Source organism: Lyngbya sp. CCY1209 (assembly GCF_035615495.1).
Taxonomy (GTDB): Bacteria; Cyanobacteriota; Cyanobacteriia; order Cyanobacteriales; family Microcoleaceae; genus Limnospira.
This window is the reverse complement of sequence record NZ_JAJENU010000272.1, coordinates 1-21,999: the sequence shown is the minus strand read 5'-3', so window position 1 is coordinate 21,999 and position 21,999 is coordinate 1. Positions and strand designations below refer to the sequence as shown.

15 protein-coding genes are annotated in these 21,999 nt (G+C 51.9%); 10 read left to right on the top strand and 5 right to left on the bottom strand.

All coding sequences use genetic code 11. From position 1 onward, the window contains the following. Positions 1 to 320 precede the first annotated feature (320 nt). Positions 321 to 1,403, top strand: coding sequence for a D-alanine--D-alanine ligase family protein (locus LKE08_RS07750; RefSeq protein ID WP_324703640.1), 1,083 nt, complete (start codon positions 321 to 323; stop codon positions 1,401 to 1,403). 358 nt (positions 1,404 to 1,761) lie between these two features. Here the strand turns inward: LKE08_RS07750 and gatB are convergent, their stop codons facing one another. Both gatB and LKE08_RS07740 read right to left on the bottom strand, forming a co-directional pair. Next, on the bottom strand, positions 1,762 to 3,246 hold the full coding sequence (gene gatB, locus LKE08_RS07745; protein ID WP_324703639.1) for an Asp-tRNA(Asn)/Glu-tRNA(Gln) amidotransferase subunit GatB: 1,485 nt from the start codon (positions 3,244 to 3,246) through the stop codon (positions 1,762 to 1,764). Positions 3,247 to 3,468: 222 nt separating this feature from the next. Further along, complete coding sequence (locus tag LKE08_RS07740) at positions 3,469 to 3,672, bottom strand: hypothetical protein (RefSeq protein ID WP_324703638.1); 204 nt, start codon at positions 3,670 to 3,672, stop codon at positions 3,469 to 3,471. A 523-nt stretch (positions 3,673 to 4,195) separates the two neighbouring features. On the opposite strand from LKE08_RS07740, the gene LKE08_RS07735 reads away from it, so the two are divergent. Then, a complete protein-coding gene (locus tag LKE08_RS07735; protein ID WP_324703637.1) occupies positions 4,196 to 5,194 on the top strand; it encodes a hypothetical protein in 999 nt (332 codons plus the stop codon). A 3-nt stretch (positions 5,195 to 5,197) separates the two neighbouring features. Further along, positions 5,198 to 6,604 carry an MBOAT family O-acyltransferase gene (locus tag LKE08_RS07730; protein WP_324703636.1) on the top strand — a complete coding sequence of 469 codons (1,407 nt, stop codon included), beginning with the start codon at positions 5,198 to 5,200 and terminating at the stop codon, positions 6,602 to 6,604. A 43-nt stretch (positions 6,605 to 6,647) separates the two neighbouring features. Here LKE08_RS07730 and LKE08_RS07725 read toward each other — a convergent pair whose 3' ends face one another. The 3 genes from LKE08_RS07725 to LKE08_RS07715 form a co-directional block, all read right to left on the bottom strand. Continuing rightward, positions 6,648 to 8,894, bottom strand: coding sequence for a hypothetical protein (locus tag LKE08_RS07725; RefSeq protein ID WP_324703635.1), 2,247 nt, complete (start codon positions 8,892 to 8,894; stop codon positions 6,648 to 6,650). Positions 8,895 to 8,896: 2 nt separating this feature from the next. Beyond that, positions 8,897 to 10,765 (bottom strand): GtrA family protein, encoded by a 1,869-nt coding sequence (locus LKE08_RS07720; protein ID WP_324703634.1) that lies wholly within the window; start codon positions 10,763 to 10,765, stop codon positions 8,897 to 8,899. Between the two features lie 155 nt (positions 10,766 to 10,920). After that, complete coding sequence (locus LKE08_RS07715) at positions 10,921 to 12,606, bottom strand: hypothetical protein (RefSeq protein ID WP_324703633.1); 1,686 nt, start codon at positions 12,604 to 12,606, stop codon at positions 10,921 to 10,923. Between the two features lie 325 nt (positions 12,607 to 12,931). Between LKE08_RS07715 and glmM the strand changes: the two genes are divergently transcribed. From glmM to accA, 7 genes are all read left to right on the top strand, one after another. Further along, complete coding sequence (gene glmM / locus LKE08_RS07710; protein ID WP_324703632.1) at positions 12,932 to 14,374, top strand: phosphoglucosamine mutase; 1,443 nt, start codon at positions 12,932 to 12,934, stop codon at positions 14,372 to 14,374. Positions 14,375 to 14,559: 185 nt separating this feature from the next. Continuing rightward, the gene (gene hpsL, locus LKE08_RS07705) at positions 14,560 to 16,179 is read left to right on the top strand and encodes a hormogonium polysaccharide biosynthesis protein HpsL (protein WP_324703631.1); all 1,620 of its coding nucleotides are present in this window, start codon (positions 14,560 to 14,562) and stop codon (positions 16,177 to 16,179) included. A gap of 124 nt (positions 16,180 to 16,303) precedes the next feature. After that, on the top strand, positions 16,304 to 17,209 hold the full coding sequence (locus LKE08_RS07700) for a polysaccharide deacetylase family protein (RefSeq protein ID WP_324703630.1): 906 nt from the start codon (positions 16,304 to 16,306) through the stop codon (positions 17,207 to 17,209). Between the two features lie 60 nt (positions 17,210 to 17,269). After that, the gene (locus tag LKE08_RS07695; RefSeq protein WP_324703629.1) at positions 17,270 to 18,367 is read left to right on the top strand and encodes an acyltransferase; all 1,098 of its coding nucleotides are present in this window, start codon (positions 17,270 to 17,272) and stop codon (positions 18,365 to 18,367) included. A 12-nt stretch (positions 18,368 to 18,379) separates the two neighbouring features. Then, complete coding sequence (hpsN, locus tag LKE08_RS07690; protein WP_324703628.1) at positions 18,380 to 19,360, top strand: hormogonium polysaccharide biosynthesis glycosyltransferase HpsN; 981 nt, start codon at positions 18,380 to 18,382, stop codon at positions 19,358 to 19,360. Between the two features lie 162 nt (positions 19,361 to 19,522). Beyond that, the gene (gene hpsO / locus LKE08_RS07685; RefSeq protein WP_324703627.1) at positions 19,523 to 20,689 is read left to right on the top strand and encodes a hormogonium polysaccharide biosynthesis glycosyltransferase HpsO; all 1,167 of its coding nucleotides are present in this window, start codon (positions 19,523 to 19,525) and stop codon (positions 20,687 to 20,689) included. 101 nt (positions 20,690 to 20,790) lie between these two features. Next, a complete protein-coding gene (gene accA, locus LKE08_RS07680) occupies positions 20,791 to 21,774 on the top strand; it encodes an acetyl-CoA carboxylase carboxyl transferase subunit alpha (RefSeq protein WP_324703626.1) in 984 nt (327 codons plus the stop codon). Positions 21,775 to 21,999 lie beyond the last annotated feature (225 nt).

The window sequence follows — 21,999 nt, the reverse complement described above, 5'->3', positions numbered from 1 at the left end:
TGGTGGGTTACGGCGCGGATGAAAAGTTGTGGGTTTTTCCGAAAAATTACTGCCGCGCCTAACCCACCCTACTGGACCGTTTCAGCTCAAACGAGGCAAAATTCAAAACGGAGCATCGGGCATCTTGCCTGTGGATTCAGATCCGATCCCCTCATTTAAGATGAAACAGCCCACTACACGAAAGCACATTTTTAGTCGTGTCGGTCCACTACAAAGCTACAAAGCTACAAAGCTACAAAGCGAAAATTTTCGGTCCGGGCGGCTTGGATTTGTCGTGAGAATATGTCAAAGTAAATCGGGACGTTAAATGGTAGGGTGATATGACAAAACTCCGAGTGGGATTGTTATTTGGTGGTTGTTCGGGCGAACATGAGGTATCCGTCACCTCCGCAAAGGCGATCGCGGCGGCGCTCTCGGCCGGCTCAAACCCCGACAAATACGAGGTATTCCCCGTTTATATCCAGAAAAACGGCGTTTGGAAGGGGGGAGACACGGCACAACAGGTTTTAGCTTCGGGCCAGCCGTTACCCGCAGATGATGGGGATGTGAAACCGAGCGATCGCGTCCCCGAACCCGCCATTTTGGAAGGGAGCGACGTCTGGTTCCCCATCCTCCACGGCCCCAACGGCGAAGACGGCACGGTGCAGGGACTTTTGACCCTGATGGGGGTCCCCTTCGTGGGGGCGGGGGTTCTCGGCTCGGCGGTGGGGATGGACAAAATCGCCATGAAAACGGCCTTCGCCCGGGCCGGACTCCCCCAAGTCCGCTACCAAGCCGTCCGCCGATCGCAAGTTTGGTCCAACCCCTGCGTCTTCCCCAAACTCTGCGACGAACTCGACGAGTTGGGCTACCCCTGCTTCGTCAAACCCGCCAATTTGGGCTCCTCCGTCGGCATTTCCAAAGTGCGATCGCGCTCAGAACTCGAAGCCGCCCTCGACGCCGCCGCCACCTACGACCGCCGCATCATCGTCGAAGCCGGAGTCGAAGCCCGGGAGCTCGAATGCGCGGTTTTGGGCAACGACTATCCGAAAGCTTCGGTGGTGGGAGAAATCACCTACAATACCGATTTCTACGACTACGAAACAAAATATACCCAGGGACAGGCAGAACTGCTGATTCCCGCCCCCGTCGATACCGCGATCGCCTCCAAAATTCGCGACATGGCGATCGAAGCCTTCCTCGCCGTCGATTGTGCAGGACTGGCTCGGGTGGATTTCTTCTACGTGGAAAAAACCGGGGAAATCTTGATCAATGAAATCAACACCTTACCGGGATTTACCGCATTGAGTATGTATCCCCAACTGTGGGCGGCGACAGGAATCGCCTTCCCGGAACTGGTGGATAAACTGATCGAACTGGCTGTGGAGCGGAAGAACGAAGCGGCGGAGGAAACATCCCCCTAAATCCCCCTTGGTAAGGGGGACTTCGAGCGCATTCTCCCCCCTTATCTCCCCCTTATCTCCCCCTTCCTCCCCCTTATCTCCCCCCTTACAAAGGGGGGTAGGGGGGGATGGGAGCCGGGGGGGATTTAACACTAATCAAATCGCGTTCGATCGCTCGATATCAATTCATTTTATCAACCAGTGATGAGACGATCGCAATGCAGTCGCCATGACGGCAATTTGATCACCAAAAAGGATGGGCGCGATCGCACCCATCCCCGTCAGCTCAAGTTCGGATAATCAGCGGTCGTATCAATTTCTGATTATCCAAATTACAAAATAGTTGCGATCGCAACTATTTGGGCGAACATGATATCATTTATTTCTGCAACTTTTTCGATAACAATTGGTTCGTCAACTTCGGATCAGCACGCCCTTGGGTTTTCTTCATCACCTGTCCGACAAAGAACCCTTTCAACTTCGTTTTACCCCCGTGGAACTGTTCCACTTCCTGGGGATGACTCGCCAAAACTTCATCGACGATCGCCTCCAATTCCCCGGTATCGGAAATCTGAATCAGGCCTTTTTTCTCCACCAATTGTTTCGGCGAACCGCCTTTAGAAAGCAGTTCCGGCAGGATATCCTTGGCAATTTTACCGCTGATCGTACTCTGAGAAATTAAATCGATCAATTCCGCCAAATCCGTCGGCTTTAAAGCAATGTCTGCGATCGCCAATTTCTCGTTTTTCAAATAGGCGGTAATATCCCCCATCACCCAGTTCGCCGCCTGTTTGGCATCGGCACCCGCGGCTACCGCCGCCTCGAAATATTCCGCCACGGTGCGATCGTCCGTCAAAACTCGGGTATCATAGGCAGATAACCCCAACTCCGTCTCGTAGCGGTGGCGCTTTTGGGCGGGCAGTTCCGGCAGTTCCGACTCCCACTGTTTTAACTGTTCCGCCGACACCTCGATGGGGGGCAAATCGGGTTCCGGAAAATAGCGATAATCGCTCGATCCTTCCTTACTCCTCATGCTGATGGTGCGCTGGCTGCCCTCCTCCCAGAGGCGGGTTTCTTGCACTAGAGTTTCCCCCGCTTCCAACGCTTCGATTTGGCGATCGATTTCGTAGTCGATCGCCCGCTGAATGGCGCTGAAGGAGTTCATATTTTTGATTTCGACTTTCGTGCCGAATTCCTTCTGTCCCACCGGACGCACGGAAATGTTGACGTCGCAACGCAGGGAACCCTCCTGCATATTGCCGTCACTCACCCCCAAATAGCGGACGATACGGCGCAATTCCTGGGCGTATTCGGCAGCCTCGAGTCCCGAACGGATATCCGGTTCCGAGACGATTTCCACCAGGGGAATTCCGGCGCGGTTGAAGTCCACCATCGAATGGGTGGAACCCGACAGGCGATCGCTCCCCCCGTGCACCAGTTTTCCCGCATCTTCTTCCATGTGGAGGCGGGTGATGCCGATGCGTTTGCGGATCGGGTTGTTGTCCTCATCGACAATTTCGATTTCCAGCCAGCCACCGGTGGCGATGGGGAGATCGAATTGGGAAATTTGATAATTTTTGGGAAGATCCGGATAAAAATATTGTTTGCGATCGAACTTGCTGTAGGGCGCGATCTGACAGTTGAGCGCCCGCGCTGCCTTCACCGCGTACTCTAACACCTTTTGATTCAAAACCGGAAGCACCCCCGGCAGTCCCATGCAGATGGGATCGATGTTGGTATTGGGATCGGCGCCGAATTCCGTCGAGGAGTTGGAGAAAATTTTGGTTTGGGTGCTGAGTTGGCAGTGGGTTTCCAACCCGATCACCGCTTCGTACTCGGTTTTTGCAGGTGCGGCAGTGGACATAGGCAACAGGGCTCTCCAGCGACAACAGCTTTATTGTACAATCTGGTGGCGAGATCGGGCGGTGGAAAGCCGTACAAAAGGCAGGCGATCGCCCTCGAATCCGTCCGATGGGCAGATCGCCTTGGGATAAAAACCAACATATTGCCGGTACTGAATCGTTTGATTTGGAAATTTTAAAGGTATTTTAACCTACCCCCAATTCTCGGGGGGAGATCGCAGAGATCAAACATTCCCGAGAATGTCGATCGCCAGAGAAACAACGGCGAAAAAAATCACGCCCACCAAGCAATTTCTGCCCCAAACCGTGCCGAGGGCGGCGATCTGTCGGGTGCGTTTGCGGAGGGCGACGTATATATGTAATGCCCCCATGATGAAAAATAGGGTGGCGAAGCGATCGAGGTTGTTTTGCGTAGTTTGCGCGACCATACATCGTTCCTCTGTAGCAGGACTTTCAGCAGTTTAACAAATCTATTAAGTTTTGTGTAGTTCGCTGGCGGGGGTACGCCTTTTGTGGTAAGCAAAAATACCCACCGTGTTTCGGGCCTTCGCTCTCCCGGGGGTTGAAGAGTTGACAGCAGGCGATCGCAGAAATTGACGAATGGAAAATTTTGCCTTATAATTCATCGAAGAAGCTCCGGTCAATTGAAATCAAAAGTATTCGGATACTTAGCCGCAGTCATAGCTGTGAATCGACGGGGTGTTAGAAAAAAATTATCAATTTGTTCGCCCGACCATCCCAGAAAATTCTCGGGATAAAAAGTTGCGACTCCCGGCTATCTTCCGGCTTCAGATCCACCGATCGATATGCTGTCAATAAGAGACTCATCCAATGAAAAAAACGACCGCGGCAACTCCCCGACGGAGAAGACGCTTAAATCGGGTAATTGTGGGTGTGAACTTTGGCGTTTTCGGGGCCGTATTTTTTTTATCCAATCTCATTTTGAATCCCATGACAACAGAACCGGAAATTCCGGTCGTCAGTGCCAAGTTGAACCAATTTTCCGAAAAAAAAGACGAATATCAGGCAATTTTTATCGGTTCCAGCCGTATTTATCGACACATCGTACCGAGCCAATTTGATCGGTTGATGGCATCTCAAGGATATCCCATCCAATCCTACAATTTTGGTGTTTCCGGCATGACCGTTCCGGAAACTCACTTTGTACTCCAACAAATTCTCGCCATGACACCTCAAAACCTGGAGTTTGTTTTTCTGGAGTTGTACGATGTCAACCTTCTTATAGACGACCAAAATCTGCGAACTGAGCGGGTGATATACTGGCATACTTGGGAACACACCCTCTGGATTTATCAATTATTATGGTTGAATGTATTAAATGAAAAGCGAAATATTGTTTTAAATTTAAAAAAAATTTATTCCCACACCCTTCCCCTGCTGTATAACTTGACTAATCTCGGACAAGGCGATCGTTGGATTCGACGGATACTCCCCCCCACAGAAGGAGTCGATACAACCCTCAATCCCCGGGGAGACACCGCCTATGGAACGCCCGGTATTGACGGTTATCTGGCACTGGATGACGAGCCGGGTCCGAATTTCCAAAAACGACATCAGGAATTTTTGGAAAACTTAGATACTTATCATGAAAAAGTTCAATCTATAACCCCCACCCCCGAGCGACGCGCCGCTCCCACATCTGATCAGTTAAAGGCGATCGAAGATTTAATTAAAACTGTACGTGACAGCGGTGCGACTCCCGTATTTATTATCACCCCCGTCTTGGAAAAAGAAACCCATCTCATTGCCGCCCATACTCGAGGATATATACCCCTTCTATTTGCATTTAACGATCCGATAGAATTTCCCACTTTGTACGATGAAAATAAGCGGTTCGATCTCGACCATTTAAATCACGGCGGGGCGACCGAGTTCTCGAAATTGCTGGCGGAAAGGTTTTCCAATTATTTGGATGGGGAGAAAAATTAACCGATGATTTTTACAGAATTTAGATTTTTATTTTTCTTTTTAATCGTTTTCTCGACCCACTGGATACTTCGAGAAAATCGATATCGCAAGCTATGGCTGCTACTCTGTAGCTATTTATTTTATGGGGCGTGGGATTGGCGCTTTCTTTCCTTGATTTGGATCTCGACAGTTGTCGATTATATTGTGGGACTCCAACTCGACAAAACGACAAACGGCGATCGCCGAAAGATCTGGCTACTCGTCAGCTTGGGTACGAACTTGGGAATTTTGGGATTTTTTAAATACTTCAACTTTTTTGTCGATTCCGCCGCAAATTTTCTGAATTTTTTGGGATTTTCTGCCGATTTTACCACCCTCAACATTATCCTTCCTGTCGGGATCAGTTTCTACACGTTTCAAACCCTCAGCTATTCCATCGATATCTACTATAAAAAAATGAAGCCCGTGTATAAATTGTTGGATTTTGCACTTTTTGTCAGCTTCTTTCCGCAACTGGTTGCTGGCCCAATTGTCAGGGCTTCTACTTTTTTGCCGCAGCTAGAAAAAACCCGAGTTTTTAGTCGCGTTCGAGTCAAATCTTGTCTACTCCTTTTTCTGATTGGCTTTGTCAAAAAAGCCTGTATTTCCGATCGCTTATCTCCGATTGTCGATAGCTTTTTTGCTGCCCCCGAAACTTACACGGCCGGGAGTTCTTGGGTGGGGGTGTTATTTTATGCCGTGCAAATCTACTGCGACTTTTCAGGTTACACCGATATGGCGATCGCCTGTGCCGGTTTACTCGAATACGAACTCTGTTTGAACTTCAATTTTCCTTACTTGTCTGAGAACATTACCGAATTTTGGAGGCGCTGGCATATCAGTCTGTCCACCTGGCTACGAGATTATCTTTATATCCCACTTGGCGGTAACCGTGGGGGTCAACTGATGACCTACAGAAATCTCATGTTAACCATGCTTTTGGGGGGATTATGGCACGGAGCCGGATGGAATTTTGTCATTTGGGGAGGCTTGCATGGTGGTGCATTAATTGTACAGAGAGAATGGTCAAAATTTTCGGCTCCCTATCGGCAATTGTCTGGAGTTATGAAATCAATGGGTCCGCCATTAACATTCTACTGGGTTTGCATTGCTTGGATCTTTTTCAGAGCCACAGATTTGGAAAAATCCATGACCATTTTGCAGTCATTCGTGTTCTTTAATTCCTCGGGTTCAAATGAACTGGGAACACATCTCCTGGGAATATTTATCGTCTTGGCGATCGTCCATTTTGCAGCACAGCGAAATTTTCTGGGTGAATGGTGGGAAAAAACCCCTGACTGGATTTTTGCAGCTTGGTATGGTTTAGCCGTATCTGTTGCTTTTTGGTTTGTCGCTCCCAACTATTCTGCTTTTATATATTTTCAATTTTAGCCCCCAACCAAGGAAATTGAAAAGGGGGTTAACATTTGATGATTCAAGGCGTTTCGATCCGGATCGCGATCGCCTCCCCAATTTGACTCAATTGGTGCTTTTGGGCATCGTAAGCCCAAACTTTTAACTCGACATTTCCGGGGGGTAAACTGGCGGTGGGAACCCGCAGCGTCCACCCCGATTTCGCGTAGTTTGGAACGGACAAAACGCTGGCGACATCCCAGCGGTTGACATCCACTTCTGCCACGGAAATCAACGTATTATTTTCCCCGAAACTGAGATAAACGGCATCGGCGGGTTTGCCTTTTTCTGGAAGCACCGCCCACCCCGTCAAAACCAGGCGATCGCCCGCAGATATGGGAGAATCCGGAAGGGTGTCGATCGCCCCGTTGAAAGCGTCGGTTGTGGCGAAACTCGGCGGGCGATCGCTGCGTCTCCAAAACCAGTGGGACTGGATCGATTTGTAGGGTTTGTACTGTTGTAAAATATATTGATAAATCAGGGATGCAGAGTCCGCTTTTAAAACCTCATCCCAAGGGTTTTGAAACCAGAGGCGGTTTGTTAATAGGATGATTTCCGGTTGGGTGCGATCAAGATCGGCGATCACTTCCCGTTGGGCGATCGTCGGTTTTGCGTAGAGCACATAACTGTATTGGGAACAGGAGGGCTTGTCAAATAAATAATACCACAATCCCTCGGAAGTGACATTAAAAAAACAGGATTGATTTTCAATTTCCGGTTGCATCACCTCCATCGCTTCTAAATAATCCGGTTGCAACAATTCCGCATCCCGGCGAGAGAGAGCATCGGGGAGGGTGGCGAGTTTTGCCCCCGCCTCCCACACATTGAAACCCGGTTCCGAGGTGATCAAAAATAACAATAGTATCCCCACAGCCATCTGTTGCGATAAGGTTAGACTCAGGGTTTCCAGGCGGGGTTCGAGATACCGTCGATAGCCCAGCAGCAACAAATAGATACTGAGAAATGCCGTCATAATCGCCCCGTGGTAGGCGTGTCCCAAGTCGCTGCGATCGAGGGTGATTCTCATGTAAACGCCGGAGGCAGATAGCAGCAACAGGGTGAATAAATGTTTTCTGAAAAACGGTTTCAGTTGCCAGTTAAAGGCGATCGCATCCAAAATCAGATACACCAAAACCCCGGCTTGGATTAGGATGGGTAGCCAGAAATTTTGGGAGGTGAAAGTCATTTCTATCGCCGGGAGGGGGATAAACGAAATGTAGCGGCCGTATTTTCCCCAGTAGGCGATTTGGGAGGCGATCGCACCCAACTGATCGACACCCAAAAATAGGGCGATCGCACCCAGAGAAATCACCGCACCCGCGAGGGTTCCCCCCAGCCAAATTTTTGCCGTTTTTTTATTTAAAAATAGGGCGAGAATTGATGCAAAAAAATACACCGCCAAAAAATAGATCGCGCGATCGTAAACGTGGAGGAATCCCAGGGGAAGGGAAACCCCCAATAATAGGGCTAATATTCCCCCCTGGCGGGGGCGAAAACCGACGATCCGAAAAGAGCGGAGGGCGATCGCGATCTGAAACACAAACCACAGTCCCCGCCTGCCGTCAAACTTGAAGAAAATCCCATCCAAAATGCACCAAAGTAGACACAATAATAAAAATATTTTCAACCGCGATTTCTCTAGGCGAACCGTTCCCGTCAATTCCCACAAAATCCAGAAATAGCCCCAAACCGCGATCGCATTTTGCAGGTTCACAAATAGCCGCGTCAACGCGATCCCATTGTCGTTATAAATTAACCCTGCAGCCATCTCTCCGGGGAGCACATCCATCCCGTAGCCGTGAACCAAAACGGTATTTAAAAACGGCTTTTCTAGCTGGGCGAAGTCGGGCAAAAATCCCAAAAACTCCCCCTCGTGGAAGGAGTCAAGCAGCGTCGAACCGATTTCAAATTGGTTGAATGGGACATTGATAATCCACGCCGACAGTAAAATAACCGTGGCGGTGGATAACACCCAATTGCGAGTCAAAGCTGTGATGTAAAAATGAAGCGATCGCGTTTCAACCCGTCTGCCCAGATACAACGCCCCCACGGCGACGAGTGGGGGAACAAACAGCAAAATCAGATATTTCAGATAATCCGTGTAGGGGCTGATATTGTCGATACTCGCCCGAGAAATCACCCCCGTCGTGTTATTGTTGATGGGGATAACAATTTGATTCACAAACGGAACCAAAACCATCCAACAGGCGAGGGTAATTGCGATCACCGCCGCCACACCGGGTTGAAACGAAAACTTGCGATCGCCCATGTTTAATTCAGATCCAAACTCGAAACGCGATCGACAGACGAAAACGAGTACAATTTATGTCCCGTAAAACTGATCAACGCCACACAAGCCGCACTCGCCAACCGGGCGGTTGTGACATCCCATCCCAACTCATTAATCAACAACTGCAATAACCCCAAATTCGCCAACAAACTGTTGAGGGCGACGGTGGCAAATACCCCGTATTGTAGCCGCCAATTTCGCCAGTAAACTCCGAACACGAACCGACGACTTAACCAGAAATTGGTACTCAACCCCAAAAAGTAGCTGATCGCCAAAGCATAAACGTACCACAACCCCGTCTGGGTGAGAATAGAAAACACCAAAACGTCCACAATTGTCGCGGTGCCCCCCGTGAACAAATAGCCGCCAAACTGTCGCAAAAGTGCGATCGCCCGACGGCGACGAGACGTCCCAGAAACGGCGGCAGATGTGGTTTCCGTGTCCGCCTTCGCCTCCTCCACATATTCGCTGTCGCTGTTCACATCCCAGAGATTGTGTTTGCCCGGGTTGACGACATTTTCCGCCGCCATAATTCCCATCAACAAACTGTGATCTTGGTTGTTGTATTTAAACGCACCGTAACGCCCCACCAACTGCAAATTTTGGAACCGTTTAAAATAGTCCCGCATCGTCGCCAGCGACGTTTTATAATCCCCCGCATAGATGGGATAGGTGCGAGGCAGGCGGACGACGAATCCCCCCGAAACCGCCTGTTTTTTCAACAGTCCGATTTTGCGAAGTTCCGATTCCGTCAACCGTCGCAATTCCTCTTCCGGACAACTCCACAATTCATCCTCGAAATTGCACCAATATTCGCAGCATAGCGGGGTTCTGGTTTCGTCCGGCAACATTTCCGGGGACCAATTGGCGAAATTCGTCACCCGTCCGAGTTGCACCCTCGGATCGTTAATGTACAGCCAATTATCGGGGAATAGATGATTTCCCTCGACGATCAAATAGACTAAAATTGTATTGCGAAATTTGAGCGATCGCGCCGCTTCAATAACAGGCTTCGGCGGGGCGTTCTTCAACTGTTCCACCAGCAACGTTAAAGGAATCGAAGAAATGATCCCCCCGCAGGGAACCGTTTCCACTTCCTTCGTCCGGCGATTTCTGAGGGTGACGTGGGTGGCTTGAAAATTATTGTGGTGAACTTCGATCACTTCCGTATTCAGTAATATCGGTTGCCGATTTTGCTGCAAATACTCCGCAATTTTATCGTACAATTGACCTGAACCCAAGCGGGGAAATTGGAATCGATCAACCAGGGTTTTAACCTTGCCATCATTGCCCAATAAAGCATTGATAATCGCCCGATATAATGACAGTCCCTTGATTCGTTGTGCCGCCCAATCCGCGCTGATTTCGGTACAGGGAATTCCCCAAAGTTTTTCCGTATATCCCTGAAAGAAAATTTCAAATAACCGCCGGCCAAATTTCGCCGTCACCCAATCCGCAAAATTTTCGGCATCCCGTTTCGGAAATAAACGCACCTTAAAATAGGACGTGAGAATGCGAATTGTCTCCAACCCTCCCAAGGCAAAAATCACCTGTTTCGCCCGCAAAGGATAACTGAAGTATTTCCCTCCGTAATAAATGCGAGTCAGGCGGTTAACCGTAACCTGATCTTTACCCAAAACTTGATGCCAAAGTTTGAGAACCGGGGGCAATTTGGTAAAAAATCGATGCGGCCCGAAATCGAGAATAAACCCTTCGTACTCGATGCTTTTCGCCAGTCCGCCAACCCGCGTATCCCGTTCGACGACAACCACCGGAATTCCCTGCTGGGTGAGGGTGTACGCCGCAGCCAACCCCGCCGGCCCCGCCCCCAAAATGTAAATCGGCTCCATCACACCACACTCAATCTCGACTTGGGCAAATTGCACTCATGATACACCACGATCGCCATCGATGCCAATAAGCCTCAAAAAAACAAGGATAAATATTGTAATGAGGGTTGACTTTGGGGCAATGGGTCAACCCATCGCCCCAAAGTCAATTCATTTTAAAAATCAGGAGAACGGAGCAGCCGGCCGTCCGAATAGAACATGAGATGGTCGGCAAAATCCGGATTTTTTAACAGCAGTTTGTATTGAGTCGGGGCGAATTGAATCACTTCATAATCTTGGGTTTTCAGAGAATTTTTCGGCCAGGGCAGAAAGCTGGTGTCGGGATTCGAGAGGGTGAATTGAAAAATTTCCGGCTGGTCCTGTTGGACGAAAACCGCATCGTCAATCTCCCTCAAATCGTGATGCATGACGGTCTGAATTTGATCCGTTTCAAATTTGACCCGTTCAAAGGGACCGTCCGCCGGTTCTCGGGTAAATGCGATCGCGTATTTTTCCCCACCGCCAAACAATTCCAACCCCTGAATCAATCCCGTCCGGTAAATGTACGCCCCCCGATAATTATCCGGAATCGCCGTAATAATAACCGGTGTTTCCGGGTTTCCCTGTAACATTTCTAGCAGAATATTTTGGGAAATATAACCCGCAATTTTCCAGTTCTGATTTAAAGATTGAACCGTCAGCCCAAAAATCAATAATAACACCGAAGACGCGATTAAAATGACGCGGGTTTTGAGGCAAACGAAAACCAAAACGATCGCCAGATAAATCGAAGCAAATCCAGAACCGAAATAGAGGTATCTTTCCCCCTGAGTATCTGTAATCGAGACAAATACATTGATCGCGGGGAGGACAGCGACGAAGAAACTGCCGAGCAAAAATAGCAGCAGGGGCGGGATTTCCGGATGGGGCGATCGCCCTTTCATAAACAGGGACGTGCAGCCCAAAGACAGCAAAATTAACCCCACAAAAATAAACAGCCACAGCGGAAAAGTGGACTCAAAAATGGGCGGGAAAAACGTTCGGGTCGGATAGATGACCAGATTTTGGACGATATGTCCGACATTAAAGTTTAAATGCACGTCCCCGCCGTAGCCCCCCAAAGGCGTACCCAGCTTCAGGGTTCTCCCAATAAAATAGACGACCAAAACGCCGAGATAGGGGAGAACCAAAAAACCGCGATCGCGCCCGGATTTCTTGTTATTTTTATTTCCGATAGAATCATAAACTTCGTACAAAATAACCAATCCCGGAAAGGTCACCAAAGATTCCTTGGAGAGGACGGCACAGAAAAACAGAAAGAGCGAGAGTAGGAACGGTACTTTGTTGGGCAAGTTGCGGCCGATTAAATAGGTGGCAAAAGCCGCCAATCCAAAAAAACTGGAGATCACATCCGTGCGGGCCGAAATCCAAGACACCGCCTCCGTGTGACTCGGTAGCAGGAGGAAAATAAACCCCGCCAGATAGGGCAGAATAATTTTATAATTTCGGGCGATCGCCAAATTTTTGGTCAACAGATTGGCGCTCCAACCCACCGCGAAGGCATTCGCCAAATGAAATCCCAGGTTCGTGAGGTGATAACCCACAGGATAATTGCCCCAAGCTCGATAGTCCAGAAAGCTAATCAACCCGAGAACCGGGCGAAAAAATAAAGACTGTCCGTGCTGCTGATTCACCCACAATCCGAACGGCCCCAGCTTTTCAAACAGGGCGATCAAAACGAAATCATCGGACAAAAAAAATGAGCCGATAACGGGCGAATAACAGATGATTCCCGCCAGGGCAATAATAATAATTAATGAGATCGGATAGAGACCGAGCGATCGCGGTTGCCGAGTTGTCATAGTTGAGTCGGGCCTCCCCTCCAGCCGGCGAAAACATGAATTGAATACGCCCTCAGTATCCGCCCCCGCCGGGAAGGTGTCAAGAGAATCGTTTCAATTGCGATCGATTGTCGATGGAATTGCCGGAAAAAATCGAGTAAAATTGGGAATGATCTGTGCCAGATCACCGCCGCGCGAGTCCGTTCTCCCGCGATCGCCCCAATCAAATCCATTCCGCACCCTCTCAGATGTCGGGGAGGGGAATTGAAGTTCCCATCAATATCCCCCCGTTCCGGACGTGTTATCCTCCACTGTGAGTGTGTGAACATCGAGAGGAGTGAACGATATGGTAGCCACGCCAACCCATCCCAAAAACTTTAAGATGTCCTGTCCCCCCAAATTACAACAGGCTTCGGGTGTCGAACTTCCGGCGAGTCCCCTGTTCGGCACCGACGGCATCCGCGGCCCGGTCGGCGACCTCCTCACCGCCCCCCTCGCCCTGCAAGTGGGATTTTGGGCCGGACAAATTCTCCGCCAGCACCACCATCATCCCGGGCCAGTGATGATCGGACAGGACACCCGCCTTTCCGGGAATATGTTGGGAATGGCCCTCTCCTCCGGGCTCACCGCCGCCGGACTCGAAGTGTGGAATTTGGGCATCTGCCCCACCCCCGGCGTCGCCTACCTAACCCAAAACTGCGGTGCGATCGGCGGCGTGATGATCTCCGCGAGCCACAATCCCCCGGAAGATAACGGTATCAAATTTTTCGGCAACGACGGCACCAAACTCTCCGGCGAAGTGCAGAGACAAATCGAAGCCGCCCTGCGGGATGCCGAAGCCCTCCCCGTCCACTCCGACTCCTGCGGACAACACCACTACAGACCCGAATTGGTGCGAGATTACGCCGATTCTCTCTACCGGCCCCTGCTGCCGACCACCAATTTACAAGGAATGCGGGTCGTCCTCGATCTGGCCTGGGGCGCGGCCGTCCACCTTGCCCCGCAAGTGTTCCGAGAAATGGGCGCCGACGTCATCTGCCTCAACGATCGCCCCGACGGCCACCAGATCAACGTCAACTGCGGATCGACCCACCTGCAACAGCTACAGCAAGCCGTTTTGGAACATCGGGCCGACCTCGGCTTCGCCTTCGACGGCGACGCCGATCGCGTGTTGGCGGTGGACCGCCACGGCCGCACCGTCGATGGAGATTATATCCTGTATTTTTGGGGCCAGACCCTCAGAGATGCCGGACAACTGCCCCAGGATTTGATCGTTTCCACCGTGATGGCGAACTTGGGATTTGAACGGGCTTGGCAGCAACTCGGCGGACGCATGGTCCGCACCCCCGTCGGCGACCAGCACGTTCACGGCGAAATGAAACGCACCGGGTCGATGTTGGGCGGGGAACAGTCCGGCCACATCCTCTGCCACCATTACAGCGTCACCGGGGACGGTTTGCTGACCGCCCTGCACCTGGCCGCCTTGGTGAAGCGATCGCAAACCTCCCTCGATCGCCTCGTGGACGAGAGTTTCCGCACCTATCCCCAACTGCTGCGGAATATCCGCGTCGAAAATCCCGAGTCCCGCCGCCACTGGAAAGACTGCGAACCCTTGCAAGATGCGATCGCCGCGGCCGAAGCCGACATGGGCGACCGCGGCCGAGTCCTCGTGCGCGCCTCCGGCACCGAACCCCTGATCCGCGTTATGGTGGAAGCGGCCACCGCCGATTTGGTGGAACGGTGGTGCGATCGTCTCGTGGGAGTCGTCCAACGGCACCTGGTCGCTTAATCGGCTTGATTGAATTGTCGGGCCGTCCGCTCTGGACGGCCCAATTTGAGTTGTTATAATCTTGGATGAGTGTGTCCGAATTAGCCGGATCTCCAAATCTGGAGAAGAGAACGGCAGTTTTGAGTCAGGGAGTAGGGAGCGAGTCACGAAGGACAACTGACCCCAAAGCCGGGATTATTTAAAACATGGCATCCAAGGCAAAATCCAAGAAAAAGAAATCCAAAAACAAAAAATCGCAACAGCAAAAGCCGAAGCTGAGTAAAGCCCAACTCAAAGCCAAACAACGGCAGTTTGCCAAAGATGTCAAAGCCCTGATTGCAACTTTAATTCCCACCGCAATCGTGGCGGCGATCGTGGGGGCGGCATTATTTGCGGTCAAAGACGAAAAATTGGCGATCGCCGGCGGCGGCGGCATCTTCGTCTTCGTCATGTGCTACAAATATCCCCGCTACGGACTCTGGGGATTTCTCGCCTATATGCCCTTCTCCGGAACCATCACCTATTGGGTCGGCGGCGGAAATGCATTATTTCAACTCGCCAAAGACGGCTTCTACATCCCCGCCCTGATCGCCATGTATCAGGAGTGGAAGCGCAAGCGACTCCCCATGATCGTTCCCAAAGGCATCAAACAACCCCTATTCATCCTCCTCGGTTTTTGCCTGCTGACCCTCCTGTGTGTCAACGGCTTCCAGCAACTCGATCCCGAACCCGGAGACCAACCCATCCCGATGGGAATTTTGGGTTTGAAAGTCTTTCTGGGCTACGTCCCCCTGATCACCTGCGCCTACTACCACATCCGAGACAAACGAGACCTGCTGTTCCTCACCCGCATGACCCTGGTACTCGCCATTATCTGTTGCCTTCTCGGAATCGTACAGTACCAATTTCTAGTCAGCGGCCGCTGTCAGGGCACCGACCACCTCTCCGGGGACGATTTGTTCAAAGCCACCCTGGACGCCAAATGTTTGGTGGGCGGAGCTTTGGTGTACAGCCCCTCCCAAAATATGATCCGCCTCCCCGGAACCTTCGTCGCCCCCTGGCAGTGGGCTTGGTTCCTGATCGCCAACGCCTTTTTCACCTTCGCCAGCGCCTTCAGCGACCCCTCTGCCCGGTGGCGAATCACCGGTTTGGTCGGGATGGGGTTGGTGTTCGTCAACGCCGTGATTTCCGGACAGCGCATCGCCCTGGCATTAGTACCCACCGTAACCGTCATTCTGCTCGTCCTCACCGGACAAGTCACCAACCTCAAACGCTTCATCCCCATCGCCGGAGGCTTGGGATTGCTCCTGGGGGTAGCAATGGTGGCTAACCCGGAACTCGTCCAGGAGCGGGTCGATAGTTTTGTCGGCCGCTGGCAGGCTTCTCCACCCACGGACTTTATTGCCGATCAATTTGGGCACAGCACCGGCGGACAGAAGGGAATTTTTGGTAAAGGCCTCGGACGGGCGACCAACTCGGCCCGTATGTTTGGGGAAACGCGGTTGATCGAAACCTACTATCCCAAGTTGATCTACGAGGTCGGGCCGGTGGGGACTTTGGCATTTCTGGGGTTTGTCACCGCCATCACCTTCACGGCTTTCAAAACTTACCGTTCCGTCAAAGATCCGAGCCTCCGCAGTTTCGGGGCATCTTTTTGGGTTTTCATTTTGATCCTCAGTTACAATACCTACTATTATCCCCTGGATGTCGATCCGGTCGCCGTTTATTACTGGTACTTCGCCGGTGTCATTTACAAATTGCCGGACATCGAAAAGCAAGAACGAAAAAGATTGAGAGAAGCGGGAGAATTGGATGAAGATGAGTGAGATGATTAACGGGTTTTATGGGGGTTATTTTACCCCATAAAAAACCGTCAAAATAACAGCCGTCGTTTTCCGAGCCGTCGTCCACATGAATCTTGCCACAATAACATCCCGATTGATCTCCTTCGTGGTAATTTTTACTGCGGTTCTGTGGCTGGTCGTTTTTGACTTAGAAACCTGGTTTATCGTCAATTCTGAATCGGTCAACATTCCGATTTTCGGATTCCACAATATTATCGACCTGAGAGAATACAACGATCGCGCCGCGAAAAAATCCATTTACGGCCTGGATTATGATGTCCAAAATTTGGCGCAGTTCATCGATTATTTAGCCCGCCATAATTATTGGGTGTTGACCACGGAAGACCTCTACACTTACTTTCTCAATCGCTCCCGGCCAGTCCCGCCACAACATCTGAATCAGAAACCCGTCATGCTCACCTTTGACGACGGATATAAAAGCGTCTACACCCGGATTTTACCCCTGCTCAAAGAACTGGAAAATCGATATGGAAAAAAACTCGAAGTCGTTTTATTCATCAACCCCAAACAGACCCGGGAAGACCCAAAAGGCGATCGCTACGCCACCTGCGAACAACTGCGGGAGGGACTCGCCCAAAACCTCTACGACATCCAATCCCACGGCTACAGCCACCGGCGACTCACCGAATTGAATTCCCAGGAGTTAGAATGGGAATTGCTCGCCGGTCAAGAACAATTACGATCGTGCCTCAATTACGGGGGCGATCGCGCGATCGCATCCCATCTCGCCTACGCCTACAACGATTCCAATTCGACCGTCGAAAAACGGGCATCCCAATATTACCGATCCGGATACCTTTACAATCACCAAATGCTAAAAATCGGCTGGCAAAAAGACTTCTATCGCATCCCCAGGATTCGCGTCGATTTCAACCAAACCCCCGAACAACTGATGCAAATCGCCTCCTTCGCTTCCACCCTCAAATCGGGCCGGATGTTCCACCCATTTCAATCACGAGTGAATGCCAATATTTTTCTCAATTTCTTCTGACCTTTTACCGGAGTCAATAAATCGATGTCTGCGGATCAACCGAAACCCAAAACCAGGCGAATGCATTGGATCGACCTGACCAAAGGTCTGGCTATTTTGGGAATTGTCCTCTTTCACTTCTTCCAAAACTACCCCGATCGCACCACCTTGGTGGCCGCCCTCGACCGACTCGGGGCAAAAGTCGGCTATGCGGGAGTCGATATTTTCTTTGTCATGGCCGGATTCAACGTCAGTTACGTCCTGGCTTTAAAATCCGTCAAAAACAATCCCGACTGGCGGTTCAAAGAATGGAAATCTTGGCTGTTCAAACGCCTCGATCGCATCTATCCCTCCTACGGGCTGGCCGTCCTCTTCAGCCTCCTCCTCTACCAACTCTTCCAAGGCGGATACGAAATCAAATCAGTCCCCATCTTCATCCTCAATATTGTCGGCTTCGCCGGGTATCAATTTCAAACCATCAACCCCGGATTTTGGTTTTTCACCGTCATTTTACAAGCCTACCTCGTCACCCCCCTAATTTTTCACCTTTGCGGTTTCCGACCGGGCAAAATTTTGGCGGTTGCCATCATCGGGGGCGGACTCACCAAACTCGCCTGTTTGTTAGTCGATCACACCACCGATCTCTACTGGTATCTCCTGCAAAATGACTTTCTGGGCAGTTATTTCTTTCAGTACGGCCTGGGACTCTACTGGGGCATCATCTTTTTCAACCACCGCAACCGCTTTCGCAAAATCGATTATCTCTGGGTCCTCTCCGTCTTCGCCGCCGGGGCGATCGGCTACGGATATTTGACCTATACCGGCGTCGATATCATCTACATGGAAGGCTTCGACATCCTGTTCACCCCCCTGTTTTTTCTCGCCTGCTATCAAATTTTCCATTCCCTAACAAAACATAAAGAAAAATTGCTCCCCCCGTTATCGATGTTATCTTTGATGGGAATCTATTCTTATCAGATTTATCTCATTCACCAACCCCTGTTATTCGTCACCCTGCCCCGGTTGAACCGAACCCTACCCGGCAACTCGGAGTTGAAGATTCTGACTTCTCTGGCGATCGCAGCCATTCTGCTGACCCTTTACGTCCTCACCTTCACGGAAGTGGAAAAATTCCTGAGAAAATGGATTGGAAGGCTCAATAATCAACCCGCTCAATAAGGAGATCTGATCATGGACTGGCCCACCATCTCCGTCGTCATTCCCACCTACAACCGCGAAGAAGCCCTGCGAGATACCCTCGCCGACGTCCTCAAACAGGACTATCCCCACTTTGAAGTCATCGTCGCGGATCAAACCCGCACCCACGAACCCGAAACCCAAACCGATTTGCAAGAACTGGCCGATGCCGGCAAAATTTCCTGGCACCGCCTCGACTGGGCCAGCCTGCCGGGGGCGCGAAATTACGCCGTGCGACGAGCCAAAGGGGACATCATCCTGTTCATCGACGACGACGTACAACTGCCGGCGGGATTCCTCGACGCCCACGCCCGCAACTACATCGACAACGACCAAATCGGTGCGGTGGCCGGCCGGGTCTTCGATCGCATGAAATTGGGCGACTCCGGCGGCTCCCTCACCGTCGAAACCCTGCCCCCCGAAGCGATGGACCCCGGCATCGCCTGGTACTATATCGATTTAGTACACACCGTCAAACCCCAGCAAGTCATCTCCGCCCGGGGCTGCAATATGTCCTTCCGGCGGGAAATTTTCGACAAACACGGCCTGCACTTCGACGAACGCTTCCGGGGCTCAGCCGTCCGGGAAGAATCCGACTTTTGCCTGCGAATCCGAAACACCGGATATATCATCTGGTACGATCCGGACGCCCACCTCGTCCACCTCGGAGAAGAAGTCGGGGGCTGCCACGACATCAGCGCGCGATCGATGCAGTACCAGATCACCTTTTACCACAATCACTTCTTCATGGGCCTGAAAAACCTCACCCCCGGACAGTGCGGGCGCTTTTTCGCCAAACTGTTCGACTGCCACGTTTTGGGCCGTCCCCCCTGCAACAAAGGCGGTTCCCCCCTGAAAGTCGCCGCCCGCCTCAACTTCTATACCCTGGGACTGTGCAAAGCGATCGCCACCCAAATTCAATCCACCTGGACCGACGGTCAAATTTACACCCGACAGGACGAATTGGCCGGTTAAATGAAAAGTGAAAAATGAAAAATGAATCGGGAATTGGGCGAATGCCATTCGCCCCTACAATTCTCATTCTTCCGACCTCAATTTTTCTCAACCATCAGATTGACACGGAGGACCTTTTAATTCAATCTGTGCAATCTGCGTAATCTGCGGATCACCCCAACCATGAAAATTATCGTCGCCAGCCACACTTACATCGTCGATCTCAACCGCGAGAAACTGCGGGAACTCGCCCGCCTCGAACCCGGCATCGAAGTCACCGTCGTCGTGCCCCGCCTGTGGAACCCCGGCGGAGTCCAGAGCAAACAGATCGAGTCCCAACCCGTAGATGAAGGCAATTTCAAAGTCGTTCCGATCTCCAATTTCAGCAAAAATAACCAGGGTTTGCTCACGTTTGGATTGGATGTGATATCTTTGATGCGATCGCTCAAACCCGACATCATCCAAGTCGAACAGGGGTCGAAAGCCCTGACTTATTCTCAGTTTATTACCCTGAATCGGATGCTGGGACTTGGCGCCAAAAATGTATTTTTTACCTGGTGGAATCTCCCCTATGAATTGAAATTTCCCGTGTCCCTGCTCGAAAAATACAACCTCGCCAACACCGATGGAATCGTGGTGGGGAACAAAGACGGGGCGGAAATTTTGCGCGATCGCGGCTACGAAGGCCCGGTCCGGATCATGCCCCAGTTGGGGGTCGATGAAACCCTGTTCAAACCCGAACCCCAGCCGCAATTGCGGGCGGAATTGGGCATCGAACCGGACGCCTTCGTGGTGGGTTTCGTGGGTCGGTTCGTGGAAGAAAAGGGACTCTTCACCCTGGCAAAAGCCCTGTCCAAAGTCAGCGATCGCCCCTGGAAGTGGGTCCTCCTCGGCCGGGGGGAACTGCGATCGCAACTCCTCGATACCGCCGCCGAATTGGGCATCCGCGATCGCCTGATTTTAATCGAAAGCGTCCCCCACGATCGCGTTTGGCAGTATATCAACGTCATGAACACCCTAGTCCTCCCCTCGGAAACCACCGACAAATTCAAAACCCTCACCTCCGTCGGCTGGAAAGAACAGTTCGGCCACGTCCTCATCGAGGCGATGGCCTGTCGCGTCCCCCCCGTCGGGTCCGACTCCGGCGAAATCCCCCACGTCATCGACGATGCCGGTTTGGTTTTCCCCGAGGGAAATGCCGAAGCCCTGGCCGGGTGCCTGCGCCAGTTGATGGAAAACCCGCAACTCCTCGACGACCGGGGACAGCGGGGATACGACCGCGCCATGGCACGGTACACCAACAAAGCCCTCGCCCAGGAACTGCTGGATTTTTATAAAGAACTGGTTTGAGGGGAAAAGCGGGAGTCGGGAGATTGTTGACATCCTCCCCGCCGTAATCTGATAAAATCCTAAAGAGATTGTACTGACTCGCGACTCAAAAGCATTTAGGCGTGCCAAGTCCCAACCGCAAACCGATTTTACTCGACTTTGAAAAGCCCCTGGCCGAACTGGAGGCCCGCATCGACCAGATCCGCCAGTTGGCGGATGAGAACGGCGTCGATGTTTCCGACCAGATCCGACAACTCGAAGCCCGGGCGACCCAACTGCGACAGGAAATTTTTGGCAGCCTGTCGCCCTCCCAGCGACTGCAACTCGCCCGCCATCCCCGGCGTCCGAGTACCCTGGACTACATCCAGGCCATGAGCGACGAGTGGATGGAACTGCACGGCGATCGCGGCGGTTCCGACGACCCGGCCCTGGTGGGCGGCGTGGGGCGACTGGCCGGTCAGCCCGTGGTCCTGCTCGGCCACCAAAAGGGGCGGGACACCAAAGATAACGTCGCCCGCAACTTTGGCATGGCCGCCCCCGGCGGCTACCGCAAGGCCATGCGGTTGATGGAACACGCCGACCGCTTCGGAATGCCCATCCTCACCTTCATCGACACGCCCGGGGCCTGGGCCGGTGTGGATGCGGAAAAACTCGGCCAGGGAGAAGCGATCGCCTACAACCTGCGAGAAATGTTCCGCCTCGACGTGCCCATCGTCTGCACCGTCATCGGCGAAGGGGGGTCCGGCGGCGCCCTCGGCATCGGCGTGGGGGAACAACTGCTGATGTTGGAACACTCGGTCTACACCGTAGCCACCCCCGAAGCCTGCGCGGCGATCCTGTGGAAAGACGCCGGGAAAGCCCCCCAGGCGGCCGGAGCCCTGAAAATCACCGCCCCTGACCTCAAAGAATTGGGGATCGTCGATCGCATCGTCCCGGAACCCGACGGCGGCGCCCACGGCAACCCGCTCCAGGCCGCAGAACTGCTCAAACAAGCCCTGGTGAACACGTTGGGCGAATTGATGTCCCTGACACCCCAACAGCGTCGGGAGATGCGCTACCAGAAATTCCGCCAAATCGGGGTGTTTTCTGAACAAATTCCCGCCTGAATCCGGCTACCTTGGGAACGCCAACCCTCGACGGAGGGGGTGAGCGCCGGTTTGAGCGTCCCCGGCAGTTTCCCCCGAATTTTTGAATTTGGCAATTTTTTCGCGATCGTGACCCCCATCCCGGGTGATATAATGTCTGAGTAACAAATCTTTACAAAAGTAGCAACAACTTTAGGATTTTCTCTTAAAGGAGTTGGTAGAGGCACATTGACTATGCCTTTAAGA